Source organism: Devosia sp., from assembly GCF_034675085.1.
GTDB lineage: Bacteria > Pseudomonadota > Alphaproteobacteria > Rhizobiales > Devosiaceae > Devosia.
In genome coordinates, this window is sequence record NZ_JAUCDN010000319.1 from 1 (window position 1) to 3686 (window position 3686).

A 3686-nucleotide genomic window follows, 5' to 3' on the forward strand; every position below is an offset into this window, starting at 1 on the left:
GCTGGGCGTGGCCGATCTCGATGAGGCCGCCAATCCTTTTTCCGGCTGCGATGCTCCGGTTATCCAGCTCGTCCAGTCCGGCCGCTCGCAGGCGCACTGGGCCGCCGACCCGCAGGGGCTCTCCGCCAAGGACATGGCCATGTATCTGGTCATGCCCGAGCTTGACGGCCGTATCGGCGGGCTCATTGTCGGCCACAAGGCCGACGCCGTCTGGCACGCGCGCACCCAATGCCCCCTCAGCGCCTATGCGCCCGATGAAGATGGCATCGCCCGCGCCGTGACCCTCGCCGCCAACTGGGCCCGCCTGCGCGCCACCCCCCGCGCCGACCGCCGCGTCGCCCTCATCCTCTCTAACTATCCCCTCCGCGACGGGCGCCTCGCCAACGGCGTCGGCTATGACGCCCCCCAGTCCACGGTGCGAATGCTGGCAGAACTGGAACGGGCAGGATATTCGCTCTCTCCTGCCTATCCTGCCACTTCCCCCGCCCTCATCGCCCTGCTCACCGCCGGCCCCACCAACACCAACCCCGCGCGCGGTGCCTCATCGGCCATCCTCCCCCTCGCGCGCTACGCCCAGCTTTTCGCCGCGCTCCCCGTGGAAACCCGCGAGGCGGTCACCGCGCGCTGGGGCGATCCGGCCGCCGATCCCTTTGTGCGTGGTGACGCCTTCCATCTTCCCGCCCACCGTTTCGGCAATGTCGTCATCATGCTTCAGCCCGGGCGCGGCCATGGTCTGGATGACACCACCAGCTATCACGACCCGGTGCTTGTGCCGCCTCATGCCTATCTCGCCGCCTATCTCTGGCTGCGCCACGAATTTTCCGCCCATGCCCTCATCCACAATGGCAAGCATGGCACGCTCGAATGGCTGCCCGGCAAGGCGGTGGCGCTCGACAGCGACTGCTATCCCGATGCGCTTTGGGGTCAGCTCCCCCATTTCTATCCCTTCATCGTCAACGATCCGGGCGAGGGCACCCAGGCCAAGCGGCGCACCGGGGCCGTCATCATCGACCATCTGGTGCCCCCGCTCACCCGCGCCGAAACCTATGGGCCGCTCAAGGACCTCGAAGCCCTGCTCGATGAATATTACGCCGCCTCCGGCATGGACCGCCGCCGTCTGGCCGACCTCAAGCGCCGCATTCTCGATTTCACCCGCGATACGCGCCTCGACCGCGATATCGGCCTGCCCGAGGACGAGACCCAGGCGCTGGTGAAAATCGATAATTTCCTCTGCGACCTCAAGGAAGCCCAGATCCGCGACGGGCTGCACATTTTCGGCCAGTCGCCCCAGGGCGATCTTGAACGCGATCTCATCGTCGCCCTTGCCCGCGTGCCGCGCGGCGATGCGCCGGAAGAAAACTCCCTCATCCGCGCTTTGGCCGACGACCTCAGGCTCGGCTTTGATCCCCTCACCGCAAAGCTGGGCGACCCCTGGACCGGCCCGCAGCCACCGGCCGCCACCTCCCCCGTCGTGGGGAACGCCGGGAGGGGGGAGACCAGTCCTCCGCGCACCACCGGCGACATGGTGGACCACCTCGAAACCCTCGCCGCCGATCTGGTCACCGGCGCAACCACCCCCGCGCCCTCCTGGACCGCCACGAGGGCCGTGCTTGAAACCGTGCACACCCTTATCCGCCCGCGCCTGCGCCAATCCGGCCCTGCCGAGATTGCTGCGCTGATTGACGGGCTCGATGGCAAGTTCATCGCCCCCGGCCCCTCCGGCGCGCCCTCGCGCGGGCGGCTCGACGTGTTGCCCACGGGCCGCAATTTCTATTCCGTCGATGCCCGCGCCGTGCCCACGCCCACAGCGTGGGAATTGGGCCGCAAATCCGCCGAAAACCTGATCCTGCGCCATTTGCAGGATCATGGCCATCATTTGCGCGCCGTCGCCCTTTCGGTCTGGGGCACGGCCAATATGCGCACCGGCGGCGACGATATCGCCCAGGCCTTGGCGCTGATCGGGGCTAAGCCCACTTGGGACCCGGGCTCGCTGCGCGTCTCGGGCTATGAAATCGTGCCCCTGCCAAAACTCGGCCGCCCTCGCGTCGATGTCACCTTGCGCATTTCCGGCTTTTTCCGCGATGCCTTCCCCGCTCAGATCGCCCTCTTCGATCGTGCCGTCCGCGCCATCGGCGCGCTGGACGAGCCGGTGGACGACAACCCCATCGCCGCCCGCATGCGCACCGATGCGCTGGGGCTGATGGGGGAAGGCCGGTCCGAAGCCGAGGCGGGGCTGGAAGCGGGCCACCGCATTTTCGGCTCGAAACCGGGCGCCTATGGCGCCGGCCTCAATGCGCTCATCGATTCCGGCTCCTGGTCCACCAGGGCCGATCTGGGCGCGCGCGCGCTCGATTGGGGGCAATATGCCTATGGCGCGCAGGACGCCGGGCTTCCCGCCCGCGCGCGCTTTGCCGCCCGGCTCTCCGATATCGATGCGGTCATCCACAATCAGGATAATCGCGAGCACGATCTGCTCGACAGCGACAATTACTACCAGTTCGAGGGCGGTCTCGCCGCCGCCGCCGAAACCCTGACCGGCCACGCCCCCGCCGCCTATCACAACGACCATTCCCGCCCCGAGCGCCCGCTGGCGCGCACGCTGGAAGAGGAAATCTCCCACGTCATGCGCTCGCGCGTGGTCAATCCCAAATGGATTGCCGGCATGATGCGCCACGATTATCGCGGCGCCTTCGAGATCGTCGCCACGCTCGATTTCATGTTCGCCTTCGCCGCCACCACCGGCGCGGTGAAAACCCATCATTTCGACCTCGCCTTCGAGGCCTATGTCGAGGACGATGCGGTGCGCGCCTTCCTGCGCGCCGCCAATCCCCATGGCTATGACGAGCTGATGGCCCGTTTCGAGGAAGCCCGCCGGCGCGGCTTCTGGACTCCGCGCTCCAATTCCGCCCATGCCTATCTTGAGGACGCCAAATGACCGACAAGCCCGCCAAGAAGACCGACCGCATGACCGAGGCCGAGCGTGATGCCTATCACGCCGAAAAGATGAAGAAGAAGAAGGAGGCGCGCAACAAGATCCTCGCCACCAAGACCGAGGAGAAGGGCCTGCTCATCGTCCACACCGGCAAGGGCAAGGGCAAGTCCACCGCTGGCTTCGGCATGGTCTTCCGCGCCATCGGCAATGGCATGCGCGTCGGCGTGGTCCAGTTCGTCAAGGGCGCCTGGGCCACCGGCGAGCGCGACGTGCTGGAAAAATTCCCCGAGTCGGTCACCATCAACGCCATGGGCGAGGGCTTCACCTGGGACGTGGCCGACCGCCAGCGCGATCTGGCCGCTGCCCGCAAGGCCTGGGACCAGGCCAAGGCGCTCATCGCCGATCCTGCCTATGACATGGTGCTGCTCGACGAGCTCAACATCGTGCTGCGCTACGATTATCTTCCGCTTGAGGAAGTGCTCGAAACCCTGCGCGCCAAGCCGGCGGACAAACACGTCATCGTCACCGGTCGCAACGCCAAGGACGAGCTGATCGAGATGGCCGACCTCGTCACCGAAATGACCGAAATCAAGCACCACTTCCGCGCCGGCGTGAAAGCCCAGAAGGGCATCGAGTTTTAGGTTTCTGTCTCGCCACCATACCCTCCCTCTCCCTTGGGGGACTTCGAGCCGTCCCATAAGGGCAAATCGCCCCGGTGGGGCGATTTGAGGGGAGAAGGCCATGAGAGCTATGC

2 protein-coding genes are annotated in these 3686 nt (G+C 66.5%); both read left to right on the forward strand.

What is annotated here, in order from left to right; translation table 11 throughout:
* A partial coding sequence (gene cobN, locus VDP82_RS15525; RefSeq protein ID WP_323015735.1) for a cobaltochelatase subunit CobN occupies positions 1–2935 on the forward strand: 2935 nt, incomplete at its 5' end.
* Complete coding sequence (gene cobO, locus VDP82_RS15530; protein WP_323015736.1) at positions 2932–3573, forward strand: cob(I)yrinic acid a,c-diamide adenosyltransferase; 642 nt, start codon at positions 2932–2934, stop codon at positions 3571–3573. The genes cobN and cobO, both read left to right, overlap by 4 nt.
* Positions 3574–3686: the final 113 nt, after the last annotated feature.